At 71.2% G+C, this 19,198-nt stretch carries 16 protein-coding genes and 4 tRNA genes; 8 read left to right on the forward strand and 12 right to left on the reverse strand.

All coding sequences use genetic code 11. The features are described from left to right. Positions 1 to 160: 160 nt before the first annotated feature. A complete protein-coding gene (gene pdxS, locus BAY60_RS32260) occupies positions 161 to 1,075 on the reverse strand; it encodes a pyridoxal 5'-phosphate synthase lyase subunit PdxS (protein WP_112285173.1) in 915 nt (304 codons plus the stop codon). A gap of 198 nt (positions 1,076 to 1,273) precedes the next feature. Between pdxS and BAY60_RS32265 the strand changes: the two genes are divergently transcribed. Beyond that, positions 1,274 to 3,391: an elongation factor G-like protein EF-G2 gene (locus BAY60_RS32265; RefSeq protein ID WP_112285174.1), complete on the forward strand. Its 2,118-nt coding sequence runs from the start codon at positions 1,274 to 1,276 to the stop codon at positions 3,389 to 3,391. Positions 3,392 to 3,415: 24 nt separating this feature from the next. On the opposite strand, the gene BAY60_RS32270 is transcribed toward BAY60_RS32265, so the two are convergent. Then, entirely contained in the window at positions 3,416 to 3,931 is a 516-nt protein-coding gene (locus tag BAY60_RS32270) for an XdhC family protein (protein ID WP_112285605.1), read from the reverse strand. 175 nt (positions 3,932 to 4,106) lie between these two features. On the opposite strand from BAY60_RS32270, the gene BAY60_RS32275 reads away from it, so the two are divergent. Together BAY60_RS32275 and BAY60_RS32280 are read left to right on the forward strand one after the other, a co-directional pair. Then, complete coding sequence (locus tag BAY60_RS32275) at positions 4,107 to 5,447, forward strand: NAD(P)/FAD-dependent oxidoreductase (RefSeq protein WP_112285175.1); 1,341 nt, start codon at positions 4,107 to 4,109, stop codon at positions 5,445 to 5,447. Continuing rightward, the gene (locus tag BAY60_RS32280) at positions 5,444 to 7,168 is read left to right on the forward strand and encodes an L-aspartate oxidase (protein WP_112285176.1); all 1,725 of its coding nucleotides are present in this window, start codon (positions 5,444 to 5,446) and stop codon (positions 7,166 to 7,168) included. Before BAY60_RS32275 ends, BAY60_RS32280 begins: the two co-directional genes overlap by 4 nt. 17 nt (positions 7,169 to 7,185) lie before the next feature. On the opposite strand, the gene BAY60_RS32285 is transcribed toward BAY60_RS32280, so the two are convergent. The 5 genes from BAY60_RS32285 to BAY60_RS32305 all read right to left on the reverse strand — a co-directional run bounded on the left by BAY60_RS32285 (position 7,186) and on the right by BAY60_RS32305 (position 11,450). Next, positions 7,186 to 8,184, reverse strand: a complete 999-nt coding sequence (locus BAY60_RS32285; RefSeq protein WP_112285177.1) for an NUDIX hydrolase — start codon at positions 8,182 to 8,184, stop codon at positions 7,186 to 7,188. Continuing rightward, complete coding sequence (locus tag BAY60_RS32290; protein WP_112285178.1) at positions 8,181 to 9,341, reverse strand: glycosyltransferase family 4 protein; 1,161 nt, start codon at positions 9,339 to 9,341, stop codon at positions 8,181 to 8,183. Before BAY60_RS32290 ends, BAY60_RS32285 begins: the two co-directional genes overlap by 4 nt. Positions 9,342 to 9,344: 3 nt before the next feature. Beyond that, the gene (locus BAY60_RS32295) at positions 9,345 to 10,241 is read right to left on the reverse strand and encodes a phosphatidylinositol mannoside acyltransferase (RefSeq protein ID WP_112285179.1); all 897 of its coding nucleotides are present in this window, start codon (positions 10,239 to 10,241) and stop codon (positions 9,345 to 9,347) included. Continuing rightward, positions 10,238 to 10,837 (reverse strand): phosphatidylinositol phosphate synthase, encoded by a 600-nt coding sequence (gene pgsA, locus BAY60_RS32300; RefSeq protein WP_112285180.1) that lies wholly within the window; start codon positions 10,835 to 10,837, stop codon positions 10,238 to 10,240. The genes BAY60_RS32295 and pgsA overlap by 4 nt, the downstream gene beginning before the upstream one ends. Before the next feature lie 106 nt (positions 10,838 to 10,943). Beyond that, entirely contained in the window at positions 10,944 to 11,450 is a 507-nt protein-coding gene (locus tag BAY60_RS32305) for a MarR family winged helix-turn-helix transcriptional regulator (protein ID WP_112285606.1), read from the reverse strand. Between the two features lie 122 nt (positions 11,451 to 11,572). On the opposite strand from BAY60_RS32305, the gene BAY60_RS32310 reads away from it, so the two are divergent. Further along, entirely contained in the window at positions 11,573 to 12,121 is a 549-nt protein-coding gene (locus BAY60_RS32310; RefSeq protein WP_112285181.1) for a YceI family protein, read from the forward strand. A gap of 149 nt (positions 12,122 to 12,270) precedes the next feature. Here the strand turns inward: BAY60_RS32310 and BAY60_RS32315 are convergent, their stop codons facing one another. The 5 genes from BAY60_RS32315 to BAY60_RS32335 form a co-directional block, all read right to left on the reverse strand. Continuing rightward, complete coding sequence (locus tag BAY60_RS32315; RefSeq protein ID WP_112285182.1) at positions 12,271 to 12,822, reverse strand: HIT family protein; 552 nt, start codon at positions 12,820 to 12,822, stop codon at positions 12,271 to 12,273. Beyond that, positions 12,809 to 14,857: a threonine--tRNA ligase gene (gene thrS / locus BAY60_RS32320; protein WP_112285183.1), complete on the reverse strand. Its 2,049-nt coding sequence runs from the start codon at positions 14,855 to 14,857 to the stop codon at positions 12,809 to 12,811. Before thrS ends, BAY60_RS32315 begins: the two co-directional genes overlap by 14 nt. Positions 14,858 to 14,942: 85 nt before the next feature. Then, positions 14,943 to 15,554 (reverse strand): malonic semialdehyde reductase, encoded by a 612-nt coding sequence (locus BAY60_RS32325; protein ID WP_112285184.1) that lies wholly within the window; start codon positions 15,552 to 15,554, stop codon positions 14,943 to 14,945. Between the two features lie 205 nt (positions 15,555 to 15,759). Further along, entirely contained in the window at positions 15,760 to 17,268 is a 1,509-nt protein-coding gene (locus BAY60_RS32330) for a sugar transferase (protein WP_112285185.1), read from the reverse strand. A 534-nt stretch (positions 17,269 to 17,802) separates the two neighbouring features. Further along, positions 17,803 to 17,877: transfer RNA gene (locus BAY60_RS32335), tRNA-Val, on the reverse strand. Between the two features lie 401 nt (positions 17,878 to 18,278). Between BAY60_RS32335 and BAY60_RS32340 the strand changes: the two genes are divergently transcribed. The 4 genes from BAY60_RS32340 (at position 18,279) to BAY60_RS32355 (ending at position 19,093) form a co-directional block, all read left to right on the forward strand. Next, positions 18,279 to 18,704: an SsgA family sporulation/cell division regulator gene (locus BAY60_RS32340; RefSeq protein ID WP_112285186.1), complete on the forward strand. Its 426-nt coding sequence runs from the start codon at positions 18,279 to 18,281 to the stop codon at positions 18,702 to 18,704. Between the two features lie 112 nt (positions 18,705 to 18,816). After that, positions 18,817 to 18,889, forward strand: a tRNA-Gly gene (locus BAY60_RS32345). 56 nt (positions 18,890 to 18,945) lie between these two features. Beyond that, positions 18,946 to 19,017, forward strand: a tRNA-Cys gene (locus BAY60_RS32350). A gap of 1 nt (position 19,018) precedes the next feature. Continuing rightward, a tRNA-Val gene (locus BAY60_RS32355) sits at positions 19,019 to 19,093 on the forward strand. The last annotated feature ends 105 nt before the right edge of the window (positions 19,094 to 19,198 follow it).

Here is a 19,198-nt window from a genome sequence, read left to right on the forward strand (position 1 = left end):
GCGCGCCCGGATCGTTTCGTCCTGGACGCGTCGGCGCTGGTCCCCGTCGCGCGCTCGCCGCACCGGTCCCTGGTGCCCCGGGTATGGCAGCTGCGGCACGCGATCCCGCCCTACGACGCCGCCTACGTCGCCCTCGCCGGGGAGCAGGGCGTGCCGCTCGTCACCAGCCGCGCTCGGCAAGCCGGTGCGGCTCCGGCACGTCGTCGACGTTGATGCCGACCATGGCCTCGCCGAGACCGCGCGACACCTTGGCGAGCACGTCCGGGTCGTCGTGGAAGGTGGTGGCCTTCACGATGGCCTCGGCCCGCTTGGCCGGGTCGCCGGACTTGAAGATGCCCGAGCCGACGAACACGCCCTCGGCCCCGAGCTGCATCATCATCGCCGCGTCGGCCGGGGTGGCGATGCCGCCCGCGGTGAACAGCACCACCGGCAGCTTGCCGGTCGCGGCGACCTCCTTGACCAGCTCGTACGGGGCCTGCAGCTCCTTGGCCGCCACGTAGAGCTCGTCCTCCGGCAGCGCGGAGAGCTTGCGCAGCTCCGCCCGGATCCGGCGCATGTGCGTGGTCGCGTTGGACACGTCGCCGGTGCCTGCCTCGCCCTTCGAGCGGATCATCGCGGCACCCTCGTTGATCCGGCGCAGCGCCTCGCCGAGGTTGGTGGCCCCGCAGACGAACGGGACGGTGAACGCCCACTTGTCGATGTGGTTGGCGTAGTCGGCCGGGGTCAGCACCTCGGACTCGTCGATGTAGTCGACGCCGAGGGACTGCAGCACGCGCGCCTCGACGAAGTGGCCGATGCGGGCCTTGGCCATGACGGGGATGGACACCGCGGAGATGATGCCGTCGATGAGGTCCGGGTCGCTCATCCGCGCGACTCCGCCCTGGGCACGGATGTCGGCGGGCACGCGCTCGAGCGCCATGACCGCGACGGCGCCGGCGTCCTCGGCGATCTTGGCCTGCTCGGGGGTGACGACATCCATGATCACGCCACCCTTGAGCATCTCCGCCATCCCGCGCTTGACCCGGGCGGTGCCGGTCTCGGAAACGGTGGAGCCGGTGGGCTGGGCGTCAGACACTGCGGGAGCCTTTCACGAAGGAATCGGGGGTTGACGGGTCAACTGTACGTCGGACGTGGACCGCCGAAACAGGCCAGTGGATGGCAATCTCGGCAGTCCACTTCCACCGCCTGGGTCCCCGCCCTTGCCGCCCGCTCCCAACGGGTGTGTGATCGAGGTAACACCTCGACACCGACGTCGGCGCAAGGGAGACCCGCCATGGCCGAGAAGCACGCGAGGAACGGAGACGCTGGGGCCGCGGTCGCTGTGGACGATCCCGGCAAGGTACGCAACGTGGTGCTCGTGGGCCCGTCCGGCTCCGGCAAGACCACACTCACCGAGGCCCTGCTCGTGGCGTCCGGCGCGCTCGGCAGGGCCGGTTCCGTCGTGGAGGGCACCACGGTGTGCGACCACGATCCCGCGGCGGTGCGGCAGCAGCGTTCGGTGGGGCTCTCGATCGCGCCGCTGATCCACCGCGACGTCAAGATCAACCTGATCGACACCCCCGGGTACGCGGACTTCGTCGGCGAGCTGCGGGCGGGGCTGCGCGCGGCCGACGCCGCGCTGTTCGTCGTCTCCGCGGGCGAGGGTGTCGACCCGGCCACGGTCGCGCTCTGGCAGGAGTGCGCCGCCGTCGGCATGCCCAGGGCCGTGCTGGTCGCCCGGCTCGACCACGCGCGGGCCGACGTCGAGGGCGAGATCGCGGCGTGCAGGCAGGCGTTCGGCGAGGGCGTGCTGCCGCTGTACCTGCCCGCGGGCGGCGGCAGGCGCGGGCTCATCGGGCTCATCACCCAGCGCTTCTTCGACTACTCCGGCGGCTATCCGCCCACCGTCACCGACCCCGACCCCGCTGACCTGGACCGCCTCACCGAGGCCCGCAACGAGCTGATCGAGGGCATCATCGCCGAGAGCGAGGACGAGACCCTCATGGATCGTTACCTCGCGGGCGAGGAGATCTCCGAGGACACCCTCATCGCCGACCTGGAGACCGCCGTCGCGCGCGGGTCGTTCCACCCGGTGATCCCGGTGTGCGCCGAGACGGGCGTCGGCCTTGCCGAGGTGCTCGACGGCATCGTGCGGGCCTGCCCGTCACCGCTGGAGCACGCGCTGCCGGAGGTCACCTCGCCCGAGGGCGTACCGCACCCGCGGCTGGAGCCGGACCCGAACGGGCCGCTGGCCGCGGAGGTCGTGCGCACCGCAGTCGACTCCTACGTGGGCCGGGTCTCGCTGGTGCGCGTCTTCTCCGGAACCCTGCGCCCGGAGCGGCCCGTGCACATCTCCGGCCACGGGCTGGCCGAGCGCGGCCACGAGGACCACGACGCCGACGAGCGCGTCGCCCACCTCTACTCCCCGCTCGGCTCCACGCTGCGCGAGGTGCCCTACTGCGTCGCGGGCGATCTGTGCGCGCTCACCAAGATCGGGTCCGCCGAGACGGGCGACACGGTGTCCTATCCGGACGATCCACTCCTGATGCAGCCGTGGCCCATGCCGGAGCCGCTGCTGCCCGTGGCGGTGGTGGCCAAGACCCGCAGCGACGAGGACGCGCTGGCGCGCAACCTGTCCCGGCTCGTCGCCGGTGACCCGACCCTGCGGCTGGAGCGCAACCCGGAGACCAACCAGCTGGTGCTGTGGTGCATGGGCGAGGCACACGCCGACGTGGTGCTGTCCCGGCTGCGTGCCGGCGGCGCCGAGGTGGACACCGAGCCGGTGCGCATCAGCCTGCGCTCGACGTTCGCGGGCAAGGCCACCGGGCACGGCAGGCACGTCAAACAGTCCGGAGGGCACGGCCAGTACGCGGTGTGCGACATCGAGGTGGAGCCGCTGCCGCGCGGCGCGGGCTTCGAGTTCGTCGACAAGGTCGTCGGCGGCGCGGTTCCCCACCAGTTCATCCCGAGCGTGGAGAAGGGCGTGCGCGCGCAGTTGCAGCGCGGGCTCCTCGACGACCACCCGGTGGTGGACGTGCGGGTGACCCTGTTCGACGGCAAGGCACACAGCGTCGACTCCTCCGACGCGGCGTTCCAGATGGCCGGCGCGCTGGCGCTCAAGGACGCGGCCGCCAAGACCCGGGTGCTGCTGCTGGAGCCGTTCGACGAGGTCACCGTGGTGCTGCCCGACGATCACCTGGGCACGGTGCTCGGCGACCTGTCGTCGCGGCGCGGCCGGGTGCTGGGCACCGAGTCCACCGCGGGCGGGAAGACGATCATCCGCGCCGAGGTGCCGTCCACGGAGCTGCTGCGCTACGCCATCGACCTGCGCTCCATGACGTCGGGCACGGCCAGCTTCACGCGGCGCCACGTGCGCTACGACCCGATGCCGGAAAGCCTCGCCGCGCGCTGAGCCGCGGCGGACGCCCCGGGCTGCTCAGAACTCGAACCCGCCAGGGCGGCCGTTGCGGTCGGCGAGCAGCCCGGCGAGCGTGGCGACCGCGATCTCGGGCGGCGTGCGCGAGCCGATGTTGAGCCCCACCGGGCGGTGCACGCGGGCGATGTCGTCCGGCGCGACGCCGAGGGCCGTCAGCGCGGCGACGTGCGGGCCCTCGTGCCGGGGGTTGCCGAGCACGCCGATCCAGCGTGCCGGGTGGGCCAGCGCGTCCCGCAGCAGCTCACCGAGCTCGGGGCGGTGGTGGTCGGTGACCACGACGTCGGCCGTGCCGTCCAGCTCGGGCACCGCGGGCACGGCCCCGTCGGGCGCCTGGTCACGGTCCGGCTCCACGAGCACGGTGTCGTAGCCGAGGTCGCGGCCGTAGGCGAGCAGGTACCGCGCCACCGGCGAGGCGAACACGGCCACCAGCGTGCGCTCGGTGACCTGCGGCTCGGCCGTGCCGTGGGCGACCTCGCAGGCGGGATCGTGCGGGGTGTCGGCGGGGTTGGCTGCCATGGCGGCCAGTCTCTCACGCGGCAGGCCGTCCGCCACTCGGTCAAGGCCGCCCCGCACCGGCGACAAGGCGCCACCGCCACGACGTGATCCGCGGCACTGCACCCGCCGCCGCTGTCACGTCCCGCCAGTGCCGCGCCGTCCGGAGGGTGGTGGACCGAGAGAAAAAGAGGACATCATGCGCAAGATCCTCATCGTGGGCGGCGGCTACGCCGGCTTCTACACCGCCTGGACGCTCGAGAAGAAACTCCGTCGCGGCGAGGCCGAGGTCACTCTCGTCGACCCGCGCCCGTACCTGACCTACCAGCCGTTCCTGCCGGAGGTGGTGGCCGGCTCGGTCGAGGCGCGCCACGCCGCGGTGTCGCTGCGCCGTCACCTGCGCCGCACCCGCATCGTCGCCGGGATGGTCACCGCGATCGACCACGAGCACCGCGTCGTCACCGTCCGGCCCGCCGACGGCGACATCGTCGAGCTCGGCTACGACTTCGTCGTCGTCACCGCGGGCGCGGTCACCCGGACCTTGCCCGTGCCCGGCGTCGGCGAGCGGGCGATCGGCCTCAAGCACGTCGAGGAGGCCGTCGCGATCCGCGACACGCTGCTCACGGCGTTCGACCGCGCCGCCACCCTCCCGCCCGGGCCGCTGCGGGCGAAGCTGCTCACAGTCACGTTCGTCGGTGGCGGCTTCTCGGGAGTCGAGGGCTTCGGCGAACTGCTGTCGCTGGCGACCGCGCTGCTCCGGCGATACCCCGAGCTGCGTCGTGACGAGCTGCGGTTCCACCTCGTGGAGGCCTCGGGCCGGATCCTGCCGGAGGTCACCGACCGGCCGGGCCGCTGGGTGGTGCGTTCGCTGGAGCGGCGGGGCGCCCGCGTCCACCTCGGCACGCAGGTGGTCTCGGCGGCCGGCGGGCACGTGGTGCTCTCCAGCGGCGAGGAGTTCGACTCGGAGCTCATCGTGTGGACCACCGGCAACGGCGCGAACCCGGTCACCGGCAGGCACACCGACCTGCCCGTCGACGAGCGCGGGCTGATCGTCGTGCGACCCGACCTGCAGGTGGGCACCCAGGCCGAGCCGGTGCCCGGCGCCTGGGCCGCGGGCGACGACGCCGCGGTCCCCGATCTCGCCTCGCCCGTCCCCGGCGCCCGCACGGTGCCCAACGCGCAGCACGCCTACCGCCAGGGCAAACTGCTCGCCCGCAACATCGTGGCGACACTGCGCGGCCGGAGGCCGAAGGAGTACGTGCACCGCAGCCTGGGCACGGTCGCGACGCTGGGCATCGGCCGCGGCATCTTCCAGTACCGGCGCCTCGTCATCACCGGGCTGCCTGCCTGGCTCCTGCACCGCGGCTACCACGTGCTGGCCGTGCCCACCTGGGAACGCAAGATCCGGGTGCTCGCGCTCTGGCTCACCGCGGCGCTGTTCGGCCGGGACATCCTCTCGCTCGCCTCGGTACAGCACCCGCGCCAGGCGTTCGTCGCCGGTGGGGAACCCGCCGTCCTCGCGGCGAAGGAGCCGTCATGACCGAACACCGCATCGCCACCTCCGTACTCGTCATCGGCACCGGCGGCGCCGGTCTGCGTGCCGCGATCGAGCTGGCCGAGCGCGGCGTCGGCGTCCTGCTGGTGGGCAAGCGAGCGCGCTCCGACGCGCACACCGTGCTCGCCGCGGGCGGGATCAACGCCGCGCTCGCCACGATGGACCCCGAGGACTCCTGGCAGCAGCATGCGGCGGACACGGTGCAGGAGAGCTACCTGCTGGCGCATCCGGAGACGGTCCGGATCGTCACCGAGAACGCGGCACGGGGCATCGAGGACCTGCAGCGGTACGGAATGCCGTTCGCCCGCGAGGCCGACGGCCGCGTCTCCCAGCGGTTCTTCGGTGCGCACACCTACCGCCGCACGGCGTTCGCAGGCGACTACACCGGTCTGGAGATCCAGCGCACGCTCGTCAACCGGGTGACACAGCTCGAGGTTCCGATCCTGGACCGGGTCTACGTCACCCGGATCCTGGTGCGGGACAACGCCGTCTTCGGCGCCTACGGATTCGATCTCACCGACGGCAGCCGGTACGTGATCCACGCCGACGCCGTCGTCCTGGCCGCCGGTGGCCACACCCGGATCTGGCGCCGCACGTCGTCCCGCCGTGACGAGAACACCGGTGACTCCTTCCGGCTCGCCGTGCTCGCCGGCGGGCGCATCCGGGATCCGGAGCTGGTGCAGTTCCATCCCTCGGGGCTGATCGAACCGGAGAACGCCGCGGGCACGCTGGTGTCGGAGGCGGCCCGCGGCGAGGGCGGCGTGCTGCGCAACGCGCGGGGAGAGCGCTTCATGGCCCGCTACGACCCGGACCGCATGGAACTGTCCACACGCGACCGGGTCGCACTCGCGGCGTACACGGAGATCAAGGAGGGCCGCGGCACACCGAACGGTGGAGTGTGGCTGCAGGTGTCCCACCTGCCGAGGGAAACGATCATGCGGCGGCTGCCACGCGTGTACCAGACCCTGCTGGAGCTGCAGATGCTCGACATCACCCGCGACCCGATCGAGATCGCGCCCACGGCGCACTACTCGATGGGCGGGGTGTGGGTGCGCCCGGAGGACCATGGCACGGGCGTGGACGGGTTGTACGCGATCGGCGAGGCATCCAGCGGACTGCACGGCGCGAACCGGCTCGGTGGCAACTCACTGATCGAGCTGCTGGTGTACGGCCGGATCGCCGGCGAGGCGGCCGCGGTCTACTCGAGGGAACTGACGGCTCAACGCCGTTCGGCCGGGGCGGTCGCGGAGGCCTCCGCCGAGGTCGACGACCTGCTCGCGGCCGACGGTCCGGAGAACGTGCGCGTGCTGCAGCGGTCCCTGCGCGACACGATGACCGAGCACGCCGGCGTGGTCCGCGACGAGGCCGGCCTGCTCGCCGGTCTGTCCGAACTGGACGCGCTGGAGGAGCGGATCACCAGGGTGGGCGTGCATCCCGATCTCGCCGGCTTCCTGGACCTGGCGCACGCCTTCGACCTGAAGGCGTCGGCGCTGGCCGCGCGCGCCACCCTCGAGGCCGCTGTCGAACGCCGGGAGACCCGGGGGTGCCACAACCGTGCCGACTACCCGGACCTCGACGAGACGTTGCGGGTCAACCTCGTGTGGTCCGGGCCGGGTCGCCTGGAACGCGAGGCGGTCCCGCCCGTACCCGCCGAGATCGCGGGCCTGATGCGGGAGGTGTCCACGGAGGGCAAGCTCGTCGAGTGACGCCGGAACAGGCGTGATCAGCGGATGGTGCGCAGCCTGCCGTCCCAGCCGTCGGCCAGCAGCGGCGGCAGCAGCTCCGCCAGCTGCACGGGATACACCGTGTCCTCCGTGGCCCGCAGCTCGCCGGGCTCCCACCAGCGGTGGGTGCCGATGGTCTCCACCTCCACGTCGGTGAAGCCGGACGTGTCGATCTCCACCTCGCCGTCGGTGCCCTCCAGCCGGGCGAGGAAGAACCACTCCGTGCCGTCGTAGGCGCGTCCGTCGAAGCTGAACTCGACCCGCCTGCGCCACGCCGGGCCGACGAGATCGTCGGCGGGCACCGCGATCCCCGTCTCCTCGCGCAGCTCCCTGGCCGCCGCCGCCCGCAGATCCTCGCCGTCCTCGACACCGCCGCCGACCGTGAACCAGTAGCTGTCCCCGCCGGGCACCGGGTCGTGGCCGTGGAACAGCAGCACCCGGCCGCGCTCGTCGACGAGCACCACCCGCGCCGACGTGCGGGGCGCAGGCCTGCTGCTCGTGGTGTCCAGCTCCGGCTCGGCGATCTCGAAGTACTCCGGCAGCCGCGCCGTTCCGGCGAGCCGGAAGTAGCGCACCTTGCGCCTGCGCCGCAGCGTCAGGGTGTCGCGGACGGCGTCGTTGTACACGCGGCGGGCGATGACCACGCGCTGCTCGGCGTCGGCGAGCTCGTCGGCCAGCGGCGCAGGCAGCGCGGCGCGGTCCACGTCGGCCAGCAGCCGGGTGAGCTCGTTCTCGGCGAGCTCGCGCTCCGGCCGTGGCGCGGTCTCGGCGCCTTCCGCGGCCGCGCGCAGCGGCTCTGCCTGCGGTGCGGGCAGCGCGCTCGCGGCGACGGTCCTGGCCACGACGGCCCGCCGGGCCAGCGCCGCGTCGAGCGCGGCCCAGCCCGCGTCCATGCGCACGTGCAGGCGGTCGAGCCGGTTGGCCGTGGCCACGAGGAACAGCCCGCCCGCCACCACCAGCACGGCGAGCACGACCAGCACCACGAGCAAGGTGTTCATCGCGAGGTGTCCTCTTCGGACTGGGCAGCGGCCTCGGCGCTGACCTTGCGCGGGTCGGCGGCGATCGCGGTCTCGTAGACACGCAGCACCTGCCTGACGACCGTGCGCCAGTCGAACAGGGCGACGCGGCCGGTCGCCGCCTGCGCCAGCCGCTCCCGCCGCCGCGGATCGGCCAGCAGGCCGCGCAGTGCGGCGGCGAGCGCGGTGGCGTCCCCGGTGGGAAAGAGCACCCCGGCCCGGCCGTCGTCGAGCACGCGGCGGAACGAGTCGAGCCCGCTGGCCACCACCGGGGTGCCCGCGGCCATGGCCTCGGTGAGGATCATGCCGAAACTCTCGCCGCCGATGTTCGGCGCGCAGTAGACGTCCACGCTGCGCAGGGCGCGGGCCTTGGTGGCGTCGTCGACCTGGCCCAGCAGCTCGACGCGGCGGGACAGCTCGGGGCCGGCCTGGCGGCGCAGGACATCCTCCTCTCCCCTGCCGACCACCAGCAGCCTCAGGCCGGGCAGCTCGGGGGCGAGGATTCGCAGCGCGTCGAGCAGCACGCCCATTCCCTTGCGCGGCTCGGTGTAGCGGCCGACGAAGCCGATGGTGCCGCCGTCGCGCGGGTAGCCCTCCAGCGGCTCGGCGCCCGCGAAGAACTCCATGTCGACGCCGTTGGGGATCTCCACCGCGTCGCCGCCCGCGTGCTCGACCTGCACCCGCCGCGCGAGCGCGGACACCGCTATCCGTGCCGTGATCTTCTCCAGCAGGGGCCGCAGCACCGGCTGGAAGGCGGCCAGCGTCCGGGAACGCGGGGTGGAGGTGTGGAAGGTGGCGACGATCGGCCCGTCGGCGACCTTGAGCGCCAGCAGCGACAGGCTCGGCGCCGCGGGCTCGTGCAGGTGCAGCACATCGAAGTCGTTGTCCCGCAGCCAGCGCCGCACCCGCGTGTACGAGACGGGCCCGAACTGCAGGCGCGCCACCGAGCCGTTGTACGGGATGCCCAGCGCCCGGCCGGCCGGGTGCACGAAGGACGGCAGCTCGGCGTCCTCGTCGGCCGGGGCGAGCACGGACACGGTGTGCCCGAGCGCCAGCAGCGCCTTCGCCAGATCGACCACATGGCCCTGCACGCCACCGGGGACGTCGAACGAGTACGGGCAGACGATGCCGATCCGCATGGCTCAGCCCGCCTCGCCGGGTTCGCCCGTCAGGTCGGCGACCCAGAACCTCTGCAGCATGTGCCAGTCGGTGGGGTGCGCCGCGATGTCCGCGGCGAACACCTCGGCCAGCGCCTGGGTGGCGGGGTGCACCTCGTCGCGGCTGTTGACCCGGATGCGCGGGTGGATGCGCAACCCCCAGCCGCCGTCGGAGAACCAGCAGCCCACCGGCAACAGTGCCGCGCCGGTGCTGGCGGCCAGCCGGGCGGGCCCGGCGGGAAAACGGGCCTGTCCGCCGAAGAACGTGACGGGAAGGCCGGTGCGGGTCAGGTCCCGGTCGCCGATGAGGCACACGACCTTGTTCTCCCTGAGCCTGCTCAGCAGCAACCGGAACGACACGCTGCCGTCGGCGGGCACGACCTCGAAGCCCAGCGACTCGCGGTAGGCGACGAACCGCTCGTACAGCGACTCCGGTTCCAGCCGCTCGACGACCGTGGTGAAGCTGCCGGAGTGACCGACGAGCCACAGGCCTGCGACGTCCCAGTTCCCGGTGTGCGGCAGCGCGACCACCGCGCCGTTGCCTTCGGACAAGGCGGCGTCGAGGTACTCGGTGCCGCTGATGTCCACCCGGTCGCACACCTCCTTGGGCTCCAGCGACGGCAGGCGGAACGCCTCGTGCCAGTACCGAGCGTAGGAGCGCATGGCCCGCCTGGTGAGGTCATCCAGCTCGGCGGGCCCCGCCTGGGGCACCACCCTCGCCAGGTTGGCGCGCAGCTGCCGCACGCCTGCGCCGTCGCGGCGGGTGGCCAGGTCGGCGCCGACCGAGAACAGCGGTGCGGTCAGCGAGCTGGGCAGCTTCGGCACCAGCCGCCAGCCCGTGCGGTAGCCGGCGTCGGCGAGCCGGCCGCCCAGCCGGCTCACGACCGCGCCTCCCGCGCGACCGCCGTGATGCGCTGCAACAGGGTGACGACCGAGGCCGCGGCGAGCAGCCACTGGGAGCCCTCGACGGCGAACGGCACGCCGAGGCCCTGCAGTCCGGTGCCGACCAGGGCGATGATCAGCCGCTCGGCCCGCTCGACGAGCCCGCCGTCGGCGGAGGTGAAGCCGGAGGCCTCGGCGCGTGCCTTGACGTAGGAGATCACCTGCGCCAGCACGAGGCAGATGAGCGCGGCCGTGGCGGCCCGCAGGTTGCCCTCCACGAACGCCCACCAGGCGATGGCGGCGAAGAGGGCGCCGTCGACGAGCCGGTCGCAGGTGGCGTCGAGCACCGCGCCGAACGGCGTGCTGCCCTTGGCCCTGGCCATGGCGCCGTCGAGCAGGTCGAGCATCACGAAGCCCCACACCGTGAACGTCCCGGCCAGCAGCATGCCTGCCGGGAAGAACACGAGCGCGCAGACGAACGCGCCGGTGGTGCCGATGAGCGTCATGGCGTTGGGGGTGAGGCCAGCCCTGACCAGCGCAGCACCGATCGGATCGGTGACGCGGGAAACGGACGCGCGCGCGAAGATGTTGAGCATCGTTCCTTGCGGTGCAGGTAGCTGCGTGGTCGGGTTGCCCTCGAACCCTATCGAGCCGGACGCGCCCAACCTGGGGGTATGCCCCGCAACAGCGCCGGTGTGTCGCTCAGCCGTCGCCGTCGAGGTTCTCCAGCTCCTCCCTGGCCGCCTCGGCGCACCGCGGCGTGAGGTTGGCGATGACCGCGGAGCTGATCTCGCCGAGCTGTTTGACCTGCTCAGGCGTGAGCGGGTCGAACAGGCTCGCGCGGACCGCCTCGACGTGGCCGGGAGCCGCCTCCTCGAGCGCGGCGAGGCCCCCGGGCGTGAGGTGAGCGAAAGCACCCCGCTTGTCGGTGGGGCAGGCCTCGCGCCGCACCCAGCCGTTGGCCTCCATCCTCGCGATGGCGTGCGAGAGCCTGCTGCGCGAGGAACGGGTGGCCAGCGCGAGGTCGCTCATGCGCAGGACGCGGCCGGGCGCCTCGGACAGCACCACGAGCACCTCGTAGTAGGTGTGCGGCATGCCGGAGTCGCGCTGAAGCTGGCCTTCCAGGTGTGCCCTGAGCATGGACACGGCGGCCGAGAAGTCGCGCCAGACGCGTTGCTCCTCGTCGCTGAGCCAGCGGGGTTCGGACATGAGACCCATGATACCCCTAGTTGAGCCCTCAACCATCTTGCGCTATGTTGTTACTTGAGGGCTCAACCAACTGGGCCTCAGCAGACATCAACCACGGACTACCACGACTCTGGAGGGCTCCCATGAGCGCGCCCACGACCGAGATCCCCGGCTACCTCGCCGGCACCTGGACCATCGACCCCGTCCACTCCGACGTCACCTTCACCGTGCGCCACCTGGGCGTGTCGAAGGTCCGGGGCCGGTTCAGCGAGTTCGGCGGCGAGATCGTCACCGGCGAGAACATCACCGGCTCCTCGGTGACCGCCACCATCCAGGCGGCCAGCATCGACACCAACAACGCCGACCGCGACACCCACGTCAAGAGCGGCGACTTCCTCGACATCGAGCAGTTCCCGACGCTGACCTTCCGCAGCACCGGCATCCGCACCGACGGCGAGGACTACCTCATCGACGGCGAGCTGACCCTGCACGGCGTCACCAAGCCGGTCACCCTCACCGCCGAGCTGGGCGGCATCGGTGACGGCATGACCGAGGGCAGCAAGGTCATCGGCGTCTCGGCCACCACCGAGTTCAGCCGGGCCGACTTCGGCGTCGGCGCCAGCATCCCGACCGCCGTGGTCAGCGACAAGATCAAGATCGAGCTGAACATCGAAGCCGGCCTGCAGGCCTGACCTTTCGCACCCTACGCGGGCACCTCACGGTGGCCGGAGCCGTCCGCGCTCCGGCCACCGGGTGTCCCGGGCCCGCCGGTGACCAGCTCCAGCTCGGCGCGCAACCCGGCCACGAGCACGTCCGGCCGTGCCCTGGCCGCCGTGCCGGGTCACCACGCGCCGGCAAGCAGGTCCCTGGTCTCCCCCAGCAACTGCGGCAGCACCTTCGTGTGCCCGACCACCGGCATGAAGTTGGCGTCGCCGCCCCACCTCGGCACGACGTGCTGGTGCAGGTGCGCCGCGATGCCCGCCCCGGCGATCACGCCCTGGTTCATGCCGATGTTGAAGCCGTGCGCGCCGGAGACCTCGCGGATCACCCGCATCGCGTGCTGGGTGAACTCGGCGACCTCCGCCGTCTCGTCGCCGGTGAGCTCGGTGTAGTCGGCGACGTGCCGGTACGGCACCACCATCAGGTGCCCCGGGTTGTACGGGTAGAGGTTGAGCACCGCGTACACCGTCCGGCCCCTGGCGAGGATCAGCGCCGTCTCGTCGTCGAGATCCACGAGCCTGCAGAACGGGCAACCCTGCGGCTCGTCGCCCTCCGGCTTGTTCTCGCCCTTGATGTAGGCGAGCCGGTGCGGGGTCCACAGCCGCTGCAGCTGGTCGGCGACCCCGACGCCGTCCTGGGCGACGAGCTCGGGGTCGCGCTCATCGGCCGCCAACGAGCGCCTCCAGCGCCTCCGCGGTCGGGGAGGCGTTCTCCCTGCGGGTCACCCAGTCGGCGATCGCCTCGACAGCGACGTCCGCCGGCACGCCGTTGATCTGGCTGCCGTCGCGGAAGCGGAACGACACCGCGCCCGCCTCGACGTCCTTGCCGCCCGCCAGCAGCAGGAACGGCACCTTCTGCGTGGTGTGCGTGCGGATCTTCTTCTGCATCCGGTCGTCGCCGGTGTCGACCTCGGCCCGGATTCCCTTGGCACGCAACGCCTTCTCCACTCCGCGCAGGTGCTCGGCGTGCTCGTCGGCGATGGGGATGCCCACCACCTGCACGGGCGAGAGCCACGCGGGGAACGCGCCGGCGTAGTGCTCGGTGAGCACGCCGAAGAACCGCTCGATCGAGCCGAACAGCGCGCGGTGGATCACCACCGGCGTCTGCCGGGAGCCGTCCGGCGCGGTGTATTCGAGCTCGAACCGGCGCGGGTGGTTGAAGTCCAGCTGGATGGTCGACATCTGCCAGCTGCGGCCGATGGCGTCGCGGGCCTGCACCGAGATCTTCGGGCCGTAGTAGGCGGCGCCGCCGGGGTCGGGCACCAGCTCGAGACCGGACTCCTCGGCGGCCTGGCGCAGGGTCGCGGTGGCCTCCTCCCACTCCCAGTCCTCGCCGATGAACTTGCCGGTGTCGCCCCGGGTGGACAGTTCGAGGTAGAAGTCGGAGAGGCCGTAGTCGGCCAGCAGGTCCAGCACGAAGCGCAGCAGCGAGCGCAGCTCGCCCGGCATCTGCTCCTTGGTGCAGTAGATGTGCGAGTCGTCCATCGTCAGCCCGCGCACGCGGGTCAGGCCGTGCACCACGCCGGACTTCTCGTACCGGTACACTGTCCCGAACTCGAACAGCCGCAGCGGCAGCTCCCGGTACGAGCGCCCGCGCGAACGGAAGATCAGGTGGTGCATCGGGCAGTTCATCGCCTTGAGGTAGTAGTCCTCGCCCTCGAACGGGATCGGCGGGAACATCGTCTCGGCGTAGTACGGCAGATGCCCGGAGGTGTAGAACAGCCCGCTCTTGGTGATGTGCGGGGTGTTGACGAACTCGTAGCCGGACTCCTCGTGCCTGCGCCGCGAGTAGTTCTCCAGCTCCCGCCGGATGATTCCGCCCTTCGGATGAAAGACGGGCAGGCCGGAACCGATCTCCTCGGGGAAGGAGAACAGGTCGAGCTCGGCACCGAGCCTGCGGTGGTCGCGGCGCTCGGCCTCGGCGATCATCTCCAGGTAGGCGTCCTGCGCCTCCGCCGACTCCCACGCCGTGCCGTAGATGCGCTGCAGCTGCGGGTTCTTCTCGTCGCCGCGCCAGTACGCGGCGGCCACCCGCATCAGCTTGAACGCGGGGATGTGTTTGGTGGTGGGCACGTGCGGGCCGCGGCACAGGTCGCTCCACACGCGCTCCTTGGTGCGCGGGTCGAGGTTGTCGTAGATGGTCAGCTCGCCGGCGCCGACCTCCATCACCTCGGAGGTGTCGATACCGTCGCCGTCCGAATCGGACTTGAGATCGACCAGCTCCAGCTTGAACGGCTCGTCGGCGAGCTCCTGCCGGGCGGCCTCCACCGACTCGACAACCCGGCGGGAGAACTGCTGCGAGCCCTTGATGATCTGCTTCATGCGCTTCTCGAGCGCCTGCAGGTCCTCCGGGGTGAACGGCCGGTCGACGGCGAAGTCGTAGTAGAAGCCGTCCTTCACCGGCGGGCCGATGCCGAGCTTGGCCTCCGGGAACTGCTGCTGCACCGCCTGGGCCAGCACGTGCGCCGCCGAGTGGCGGATGACGCTGCGGCCGTCCTCGCTGGCGGCGGCGACGGGCTCGACCTCGACGTCGGAGTCCGGCGCCCAGGCGAGGTCGCGCAGGTTGCCGTCCGGGTCGCGGACGACCACGATCGCGTCGGCGCCCTTGGCGGGCAGCCCGGCCTCGCGCACCGCCGCGCCCGCCGTAGTGCCTGCCGGCACCACCACACGTGCGGCGGGTACGGCCGGGGCGAACGACGACTGGGACACGGTGGACTCCCTCAACGCATGAACACGTGCACTGACGCCTTCGATGCTATCCGCCGCCGTCTCACCCGGTGCGCGTCAGGCCCGGTCAGGCCGTCACGGCGATCTCCTCGTAGCCGAGTCGCGGCAGCCGGGTCAGCCACGCGTTCTCGCCCGGCTTGCCGATGTTGACCACGACCAGGCTCTTCCACGACGTGCCCGCGAAGAACTCGGCGTCCACGCCGTCGGCGTCGAAGCCGGTCATCGGGCCCGCGGCGAGGCCGGCCGCGCGCACCCCGAGGATGAAGTAGCCGATCTGCAGGCTCGCGTTGAGCGTCGCGGTCCGCTCGCGCCCCGCCTCGTCGGCGAAGAAGCTCTTGGCGTCCGGGTTGTGCGGGAAGACCTTCGGCAGGTTCTCGTGGAAGTCGACGTCGGCGGCGAGCACGACGTTGAGCGGCGCGGAGCGCGTCTTGTCCCGGTTGCCCTCGGCCATGTGCGGCAGCAGCCGCTCCTTGCCCTCCGCGGAGCGCACCACCAGCGCACGCAGCGGCTGGGTGTTCATCGAGGTCGGACCCCACTTGACGAGGTCGTAGATCGCCCGGAGCTGCTCGTCGCCCACCGGCTCGGAGCTGAAGGTGTTCGCCGTGCGCGCTTCGCGGAACAGCAGGTCCTGCGCGGTTTCGGACAGGACGAGCTCGTCCTGGAAAAGCTGCGATGTCATGGCGTGGCTCCCTTTCCGTCGTGGGGTGATCCGCCCGCGTCAACCTTGTTGAGCGCTTGACTATTTCCCACGACGGCAGTGAGCTAGCTCACCGCCACCCTGCGTACCCAAAGCTCCCCAATGCCACATTTGTAGCGTTGAGCGCTACGAATGCCGCATTGGGGAAGTTGAGCGCTACCAATGCCACATTGGGGAGATGCCGGTGCTAGTAGGCGCCGCGGCCGACGAGTACCGCGCGCAGCGTCTTCCAGAGGATCGCCATGTCGAGGGCCAGCGACCAGTCCTCGACGTAGCGCAGGTCGAGGCGCACGCTCTCCTCCCACGACAGCTCACTGCGCCCGCTCACCTGCCACAGCCCGGTCAGTCCCGGCTTCACGAGCAGCCGCCGGTGCACCTCCGGCGCGTACTGCTCGGTCTCCTCCGGCAGCGGTGGTCTGGGGCCGACCAGCGACATCTGCCCGCGCAGGACGTTGAACAGCTGGGGCAGCTCGTCCAGCGAGTACCGGCGCAGCAAGGCACCCACCCGCGTCACCCGCGGATCGTGGCGCAGCTTGAACAACGGCCCCGCTCCGTCGTTGCCGGAGAGCAGCGTGTCCCGCACCGCGTGTGCGTTGGGCACCATCGTCCGGAACTTGAGCATCGTGAAGCTGTCACCGTCGCGCCCGACCCGTTGCTGCCGGTAGATGATCGGCCCCCGGTCGCCGAGCTTGATCGCGGCGGCGATCGTAAGCATCACCGGCGAGGCGAACAGCAGCAGCAGCCCGGCACCGACCCGGTCCACGACCTCCTTGACCACGCGGCGCACGCCGGTGAACGCGGGCGCGGTGACCCGCAGCAGCGGCATGCCGAACACACCGGAGACGTTGAGCCGCGGTCCCGCGACCTCCATGAGCACCGGAGCGACGACGAGCTCGGCCGAGGTCCCCTCCAGGTCCCATGCCAGCTGCTGCAGGCTGCGGGGGGTCCAGTGCTGGTCGGCGGTGACGGCGACGACGCGATAACCGCCACGGCGCACCTGGTCGGCGAGCTGCTCCAGGGTGCCCACCACTGGCACACCCAGCACCTCGCCGTGTTCGGCCGAGCCCGCGGGGATGCACACGGCCTCCACCCGCCACCCGACGTGCGAGGCGCTTCTGGTGCGCTCGATGAGGTCGGCCACGGTCTCCGGGTGGCCGGCGGCCATCACGGGCAGCAGGCACTGACCGTCACGCCGGGCGCGGTGCAGCAGCCGCCGCAGCGTGTAGCGCGTGGGGAAGATCACAGCGGCGACGGAGGGGACGACGTAGAAGACCCACGGCCGCACCTCGAGCGCACCGGCGAGCAGGCCGCCGAGCGCCACGAAGACGGCCGCCACCAGCAGGCCCTGCCCGACGCGGCGGTACTCCTCGGTGCCCTCGCCGAGACCGGCCCGGTTCCACGCCCGGCACAGCGGCAACGCGATGAGGACGGCGGCCGTGGTGCCGAGCGCGTGCGGCTCGTCGATACGGCCGGGGCCTCCGATCAGGACGGTGCTGACCAGGACCACGAACAGGGTGGCGAGCACGTCGCCGGCCACGACCCAGGCCCGGTATCTCCGCTCCCAGACCATCGTGGGACTGACCGCGGACGGCCTGCCTGCGCCGTCGACGACACTCAGCGCACGGGATGCGGACCGCCTCCCCGGCGCGGGCAGCCCGCGCTCCGGTCGCGATGGCGGCCACACCGACTCGTCCATGAAGCCTCCCGCGTCGCCGTGGCCTGTGGAGGTGATCAGCGCGGGACCGACGCGTCGATGACTCCACAGAGTAACCAAACAGGTTACACAATCCGTAATCAATCGAAGAGTTCTGGCGGTGGTATCGGTCACGCTCAGAACGTTGTTACAAGGACTTGCCCGGATGGCCCGCCTTTCAGGCGACCGCCGATACGAGGGTCGCATCACGTAAGCGTCACGAAGCGTGATCATGGGTACAGGGCAACCAACTACCTAAAGTAGTCAGTTGATCAATGACATGCCGCGGCGAACAGCCGCGGACCGCCCGCAGGCGTCGGCGGGCGCGTGGCCGGATCATCCACAGTGGACCAGGGGGCTATCACGGAGCGTGTCCGCGCCCTGACGGGCCGGCCAGCGGCGCTGTGGCGTGGTTCACGGCCGGGGAATCCCGCGGGCCCGGCAGTGGTTGACCCATCCGGAGACCGGGCATGGCATGAGAAAAGGCCCGGCGATCGCCGGGCCTTTCGGTGGAACTCGCTGCCGCCAGGCGGCGGCTGGTGGGCGATACTGGGATCGAACCAGTGACCTCTTCGGTGTGAACGAAGCGCTCTCCCGCTGAGCTAATCGCCCCCTCGCGGTGTGGAAGACACACTACCCGACGCCTTTCGGCGCCCGGCAAACGGGTGGTCCCTCGCCGCGCACGGACCGCGTATTCGCTGGCACGGAGCGTAGAAACGCCAGCTAGCGGCTACCCCCTCAGGGACAGGGTCCGCGGAAGGGACGGAGGTCACCTGCAACATTCGCGCGACGGTTCTATCGCCCGAGCGTTAAACCGAGCAGTATGTACGCGTGAACGATCACCGGGTCACGCGCGGAGGTCGATAAGCCGAGAGTGATGATGAGACCGAGAGGGCGCTCGAGCCACACGACAGTGTGATCTGAGCGGAACCGGCGAGCGAGCCGGAGCCCCGGCACGTCTCACCGTCGACGCTCGGTCAAAGCGGCCGGGAAGGGAGCAGAAGGGTAAGACGATGCGAAACGATCACGTGACGCTCCGGTCGACAGCGGTCTTCGACCTGCTGGCACCGCGAACGCCTCCCGTTCCGGTGAAGGTGGAGCTGCGCTACGACACCCGGGACCCCTACGCCGTGGTCGCGGCGTTTCGCACCGGCCGGGCCGGCTGGGTGGAGTGGGTCTACGCGCGTGACCTCCTCGCCGACGGCCTGCTCGCCGAGGCCGGCGACGGCGACGTGCGGATCCGCCCGTCGGTCGACGACCCCGAGTCGGTGCTGATCGAGCTGAACTCCCCGTCGGGGCACGCCATGTTCGAGGCCTCCGCGCAGGAGCTGGCCGACTTCCTCGACCGGACCTACGACGTCGTGCTGCCCGGCAACGAGCACCTGTGGGTCGACGTGGACGACGCGCTGACGCACCTCATCCCGAACGATCTGAGCTGATCAGGAGAGCGGGCCAGGCAATGGACACCCCCCGTGCACGCACTGTTCCGGCTGTCCGATACAGTGCTGAGCACACCGCGATGACGGGTCGAAAGACGCGGAGTCGGGGAATGCGGACGTAGCGCAGCTGGTAGCGCATCACCTTGCCAAGGTGAGGGTCGCGGGTTCGAGTCCCGTCGTCCGCTCGACTGCGGCGGGCATTCCGCAGTTGGATCAGGCAGCTGCCCGATCCACACAACGCGGCGGAGTGGCCGAGTGGTTCAGGCAAGGGCCTGCAAAGCCCTGTACACGGGTTCGATTCCCGTCTCCGCCTCGCGCGATTAGCTCAGCGGGAGAGCGCTACCTTGACACGGTAGAGGTCACTGGTTCGATCCCAGTATCGCGCACCACCTGTTTTCCCAGGTCAAAACCCCCAACGGTGAACATCACCGGTGGGGGTTCTGTCGTTGCTGGGAGGCAAAATGGGAGACGTTGATCTTGCCTTACTGTGTTCA

This window comes from Prauserella muralis (assembly GCF_003202285.1).
In the GTDB taxonomy this organism is placed as follows: domain Bacteria; phylum Actinomycetota; class Actinomycetes; order Mycobacteriales; family Pseudonocardiaceae; genus Prauserella_B; species Prauserella_B muralis.